The sequence below is a fragment of the Nocardia sp. NPDC059764 genome (assembly GCF_042732555.1).
Lineage (GTDB): Bacteria > Actinomycetota > Actinomycetes > Mycobacteriales > Mycobacteriaceae > Nocardia.
In genome coordinates, this window is the sequence record NZ_JBHWHH010000286.1 from 1 (window position 1) to 5,599 (window position 5,599).

The 5,599-nt window shown below is 65.8% G+C and carries 6 protein-coding genes; 1 reads left to right on the top strand and 5 read right to left on the bottom strand.

Annotated elements, in window-relative coordinates:
• Window positions 1-362 precede the first annotated feature (362 nt).
• The 5 genes from murA to ACFV4K_RS34470 form a co-directional block, all read right to left on the bottom strand.
• A complete protein-coding gene (murA, locus tag ACFV4K_RS34450; RefSeq protein ID WP_357289633.1) occupies window positions 363-1,625 on the bottom strand; it encodes a UDP-N-acetylglucosamine 1-carboxyvinyltransferase in 1,263 nt (420 codons plus the stop codon).
• Between the two features lie 10 nt (window positions 1,626-1,635).
• Window positions 1,636-2,229, bottom strand: a complete 594-nt coding sequence (locus tag ACFV4K_RS34455; RefSeq protein WP_379280499.1) for a cob(I)yrinic acid a,c-diamide adenosyltransferase — start codon at window positions 2,227-2,229, stop codon at window positions 1,636-1,638.
• Between the two features lie 29 nt (window positions 2,230-2,258).
• Complete coding sequence (locus tag ACFV4K_RS34460) at window positions 2,259-2,681, bottom strand: DUF2550 family protein (protein ID WP_379105680.1); 423 nt, start codon at window positions 2,679-2,681, stop codon at window positions 2,259-2,261.
• A gap of 170 nt (window positions 2,682-2,851) precedes the next feature.
• The gene (locus ACFV4K_RS34465; protein WP_379280501.1) at window positions 2,852-3,553 is read right to left on the bottom strand and encodes an MspA family porin; all 702 of its coding nucleotides are present in this window, start codon (window positions 3,551-3,553) and stop codon (window positions 2,852-2,854) included.
• Window positions 3,554-3,580: 27 nt separating this feature from the next.
• Entirely contained in the window at window positions 3,581-4,219 is a 639-nt protein-coding gene (locus tag ACFV4K_RS34470) for an MspA family porin (RefSeq protein ID WP_379280502.1), read from the bottom strand.
• Window positions 4,220-4,510: 291 nt separating this feature from the next.
• On the opposite strand from ACFV4K_RS34470, the gene ACFV4K_RS34475 reads away from it, so the two are divergent.
• On the top strand, window positions 4,511-5,599 hold a 1,089-nt coding region (locus ACFV4K_RS34475), incomplete at its 3' end, for an NAD(P)-dependent alcohol dehydrogenase (protein ID WP_379280504.1).

The following is a 5,599-nucleotide window of genomic DNA, read 5'->3' on the forward strand; positions in this document are numbered from 1 at the left end:
CACCCTCACGGGGGTGAGAATGATTGGAACCAAATAAAATATTTGGCACTGACATTCATCGACACACTATTGAGTTCTCAAAGAACACACGCACACACCAACATCCCGGAACTTTCGTCCCGCTTGTCGGTGAGGCTGCTGTTGAAGCTTAACTCAGCCCTTACAGCAGAACCAAATCCGCCGGTCGGTCGAAGCTAATGTGATCATCAGGCGCTCCTCGTACTACCTCGTTTCCCTAAGCCCTTGGGCTCCGGGTCGGTGTCCGTGTCGCTCTGACCTGGAATAAGTTACGTGTTGGTTGTTCGCATGTCAAATCGCCTGTTCAGGACGGGTTTTCGTGAACACGTCCCGACACCGGCCGTTCAGTCGGAGGTTCCGACGCGTTCGATTTCCGCTCCGAGCCCGCGCAGGTTCTCCACGAAAGACGGGTAACCCCGGTCGATGTGGAAGACATCGTGGACTTCGGTGACACCGTCGGCCACCAGACCCGCGAGCACCAGACCCGCGCCGGCCCGAATGTCGGAGGACCACACCGGCGCCGAGGACAGTCGCGGAATACCGCGCACCACAGCGTGATGCCCGTCGGTGCGGGCGTCCGCGCCGAGCCGGATCATCTCTTCGACGAAACGGAAGCGCGCCTCGAAGATGTTCTCGGTGATCATCGAGGTGCCGTCCGCGATGGCGGCCAGGCCGATGGCCATCGGCTGCAGGTCGGTGGGGAAACCCGGGAACGGCAGGGTCGAGAAGTTCACGGCGCGAGGGCGATCCGCCTGCACCACGCGAAAACCATCCGGTTCGAACGAGATTCGGGCGCCCGCGGAGCGCAGCTTGTCCAGTACCAGGGACAGGTGCTTGGGGTTGATGCCCGTCACCCGCACGTCACCGGTGGTCATGGCGGCGGCGATGCCCCAGGTCGCGGCGACGATGCGGTCACCGATCACCCGGTGGGTAGTAGGGGCCAGCTTCTCCACGCCCTGGATGGTCAGCACCGAGGTGCCGGCGCCGGCGATCTTCGCGCCCATCCGGTTCAACATGTTGCAGAGATCCACGATCTCCGGCTCACGCGCGGCATTGTCGATGACGGTCTCGCCCTCGGCGAGCACCGCGGCCATGAGGATGTTCTCGGTCGCGCCGACCGACGGGAAGTCGAGCCGGATCCGCGCGCCCTGCAGCTCCTCGGCCCGGGCCACCAGGCAGCCGTGCTCGATCTCCGAGGTCGCGCCGAGTAACCGCAGACCCTGCTGGTGCATGTCGAGTGGACGCGAACCGATCGCGTCACCGCCGGGCAGCGCCACCACGGCCCGCTTGCAACGCGCCATCAGCGGACCCAGCACACACACCGAGGCGCGGAACTGGGTGACCGCCGGGAAGTCCGCGTGGTACTTCGGTTCCGGCGGCGTCGCGATATGGACCGTGCCGCCCTCGATGACCACATCGCAGCCGAGACCGCGCAACACGTCCGCCATCAACGGCACATCCAGGATGTCCGGGCAGTTCGTGATGGTGGTCGTACCCTCGGCCAGCAACGCGGCAGCCATCAGCTTGAGGACGCTGTTCTTCGCGCCGCCCACCGCGACCTCACCGACGAGCCTGCTGCCCCCGGTCACCAGAAACCGTTCACTCACGGGGGTCAGCCTAGTGGTCCTCTCCCGCGCTCGCGGCGTCTCCGCCCGGCCGCCACAGTATGTCGCCGTCCGGGTTGGCGACCCGGCCGAGGATGAACAGCAGGTCGGACAGGCGGTTGAGGTATTTGGCGGGCAGCACGTTGGTGTCGTCCGGGTGCGCGGCCACCGCGGCCCAGGCCGCGCGCTCGGCGCGTCGCGCCACGGTGCGCGCGGTGTGCAGCAGCGCGGCCAGCGGGGTGCCGCCGGGCAGGATGAACGAATTCAACGGCGGCAGAGGCTCATTGAACTCGTCGCACCACTTCTCCAGGCGGTCGACGTAGTCCTGGGTGATGCGCAGCGGCGGGTACTTGGGGTCGGCGACGACCGGGGTGGAGAGGTCCGCGCCCGCGTCGAACAAGTCGTTCTGTATGGAACGCAACACAGTCAGAATCCGCGTGTCCGGCTGACCGAGCGCGATGGCGACCCCGAGCGCCGCATTGGTTTCGTCACAGTCGGCATACGCGATCAGCCGCGGGTCGGTCTTGGCCACCCGCGAGAAATCGCTCAGTCCGGTAGTGCCGTCATCGCCGGTCCGCGTGTAGATCCGCGTCAAGTGAACGCTCACAGGGTCACACTATCGCTCTCGGTGTCGGGCTATCCGGCGCGGCGGCGGCGGATGCGCTCGGACGGGCGCGATTCCACCCAGGACAGGAAGGCCGCCATGGCGCCGCGGTCCAGGGCCAGCTCGTAGTTGCCGTCACCGTCGGACACCATGACGATGACCTCGTCGGTCATGATGTCGTACTCGTCGTCGGCCGGGGAGCGGCGCGGGCCCACCTCGATGGTGAGCCGCCGCATGGTGGAGTCCGGGCCGAGTTTCAGGCTGGAGAGTTTGTAGAAGAGGAGCGTGTCCTCGTCGTAGCGGATCAGGCCGTGCCGCCAGCCGCCGCCATGTCCGCGCGCGGGCAGCACCCGCAGCAGGGCGGCGGTGCCGCCGCGACGCAGCATGACGAGGCGATAGGTCGAGGCCAAGGCCAATCCGACCAGCAGCAATACCAGAATGATCAGAAGCCACATCCCGGTTTGCAATGCCGCTCCGTCCCTTCACATCCGCGTTGCTGTCGATCACCGACCGGCCAGAAGCCGGGCCCCGCTTTCGGTCGATAGTAGCGACCGCGGAAACGCGGAGTCCGGCCATCCACCGAATGCGATGAATGCGCTGTTCAGCGAGGCGTCGAAGATATATGTCAGCCGATGGTGAACGGCTCACCGTAGAGCACCAGGTTACCGATGAAGGTGGCGGTGTCGACCTCTGCCGCGACGAACGCCCGCGCCTGGGCGTACCCGCCGCAGCCGTCCATCGAGAAGGTCTCATCGGTCCAGCTCACGCTGGCGTGCGGACCCGGAACCTTGTTGTAGCGCTTGTGCGATTCCTGGCCGTAGTCGTCGGGTCGCTCCAGATCGAGCATCGGGCGCGCGACGGCCTGACCGGGTCCGAGCGTGATGCCGCTGCCCATCTGCTCGCTGAGGCCCAGCGTGCCCAGGGTCTGCAGGCTGGTGTCCGGGATGTAGGCCTGGCCGCCGGCGTTGTTCGCGCTGATGCCGCTGATGTCGACCTGGCAGCCCACGATGTAGCCGGGACTGATCTTGAGCGTCGAGTTCGAGGCGCTCGGGCCGTCGAGGTCGATGCTGGCCACCGCCGTGGTCCAGACATTGCGATGCACGGGGGTGGATCCCATGGATCCGCTGATCTTGGCCGACTCCCCGGTGATCCGGACCGTCAGGTTGGTGCCGTCGGCGAGCTGCCGGGTGATGGAGCCCCCCGGGAGCGGAATGAAGGTGTCGGCACGAGCGGGAGCGGCCGGGCCGAACCCGGACAGACCCGCCGCCGCAGCCAGCGCCACCCCCAGGATCCGCCCGCTCCGGGCACGAATTCCCTTGCCGTACATACGATCCCTTCCTTCGGAGTGGACTCGTCAGCCGATGCTGAACGGCTGTCCGTAGAGGGTGACCTTGTGGTAATCGATACCGATGATCTCGACCACGGAGACCTGGCGGGCCTGCGCGTAACCGCCGCAGCCCTGGATCTCCATCGGGATGTCCTGATAGTTGATGGTGTAGGTGCCGCTCTTGACCAACTCGATGTTGTTGACCGCGACCCACTGCACCTGGCCCGGTGAGAGCGGGAAGCTGAATCCGCCGGTCAGGCTGGGCGTGGAGCTGACCAGGACCGCGGCGTTCGCGCTCAACTGCCCCAGCGCGACCTGGCAGCCGACGATGTAGCCGGTGGTGAGGTTGGACGATCCGTGCGTTCCCGAGTTGTTGGTGCCGGGAAAATTCAGCGGACCGTTGTTGGGACCGACATCCCCCTCCAGGGTCTCCACCTCGGCGGTGACATTGCCCGTCACCCACGAGGTCCGGCCCGCGCCGTTGGAGGCCAGCGACGGCGAAATGATCGCGCGCTCACCGACACTCGTGATCTTGACCCCCGGACCCTCGATATATCCGTTGGGCAATGGCACCGTGACGTCCGCGGCAGCCGTACCCGGTGCGACGAATCCGACCGTGACGACGGCGACCGCGACCCCCCACGTGCCAATTCGGAGCCTGCTCATCAACCCCTCGCTCATCGTGCTGTTGCATCGTGGAGGTAAAGCTGAGAATGCGGGAATTGCCGACCCATTGCCGGGTGCTTCAGATCACGACCCGGTGACCGGCGATTGCATTTGACCACAGGGGGTTGAGGCGAGAGCTATTACCGGGCGAACAGTCCGGAATCCGTGGCGGCCTACAGGTCCGCCGTTCACGAGGCCACTCACGGAACCGCTGAGCGGGATCGTCGATGGCCGTAAACTGGAACACGTTCTTATGCTCCCGACAATTGGGATGTCTTGGAAGGAGATTCCGTGGAAATTACCGCTGCGGTGGCCCGAGGAGCCGACGCGCCCTTCTCGATGGAGACCCTCAGCCTCGAGGAACCCCGTCCGGGCGAGGTGCTGGTGCGCATCGTCGCGACCGGGGTCTGCCACACCGACCTGGTCTCCAAGAGCGTATTTCCCGCCGAGTTGCCGATCGTCCTCGGGCACGAGGGCGCGGGCATCGTGGAGCAGATCGGTTCGGAGGTAACCGGAATCGAGGTGGGCGACCATGTTCTGCTCACCTACGCCAGTTGCGGCACGTGTTCTCGATGCGCCAACGGGCTTCCGCCCTATTGCGAGAATTTCGTCATTCTGAACACCTCGGGCGGCCGCTCAGATTTCACCTCGCCGCTGAGCAACAATGGCGAGCGCGTCATGGGCGCGTTCTTCGGGCAGTCGAGTTTCGCCACCCACGCGCTGGTGTCGGCGCGCAGCATCGTGGTCGTGGACAAGGATGTCGACCTGGTCGCCACCTCCCCGTTCGGCTGCGGTGTGCAGACCGGCGCCGGCGCGGTCGCCAATGTCATGAAGCCGGGCCCGAACGACTCGATCGCCATCTTCGGCGTGGGCGGCGTCGGCATGGCGGCGCTCATGGCGGCCCGGGCCATCGGCGCGGGGACCATTGTGGCCATCGACCTCTCCGCGGACCGCCTGGCCGTGGCCAAGGAGCTGGGCGCGGACGTCACCATCGACGGCGCGGCCGACGATGTCGTCGCGCAGATCGTGGCGGCCACCAATGGCGGCGCGAACTTCGCACTCGACACCACCGCCGTGAATGCCGTCATCGCCAAGGGCTTGGAAGCGCTGGCCCCCATGGGCACCCTGGTGCTCGTCGGACTCGGTGAGGCCAGCATGGACTTCGAGATCGGCCATCTGACCGGAAACGGCAAGGCTGTTCGCGGATGCATCGAGGGCAGTGGCGATCCGCAGAAGTTCATTCCGCAGCTTCTGCAGTGGCACGCCGAGGGCAAGTTCCCGATCGAAAAGATCAGCAAGACCTATGCCTTCTCCGATATCGACACCGCGGTCGCGGACGCCCACCACGGCACCACCATCAAGCCGATTCTCACCTTCCAG

What these genes read in the sequence shown, in the direction of transcription:
- ACFV4K_RS34465 (WP_379280501.1), bottom strand. Translation starts at nt 3,553, where the DNA reads ATGTACGGCAAGGGAATTCGTGCCCGGAGCGGGCGGATCCTGGGGGTG.
- ACFV4K_RS34470 (WP_379280502.1), bottom strand. Translation starts at nt 4,219, where the DNA reads ATGAGCAGGCTCCGAATTGGCACGTGGGGGGTCGCGGTCGCCGTCGTC.
- ACFV4K_RS34460 (WP_379105680.1), bottom strand. Translation starts at nt 2,681, where the DNA reads ATGTGGCTTCTGATCATTCTGGTATTGCTGCTGGTCGGATTGGCCTTG.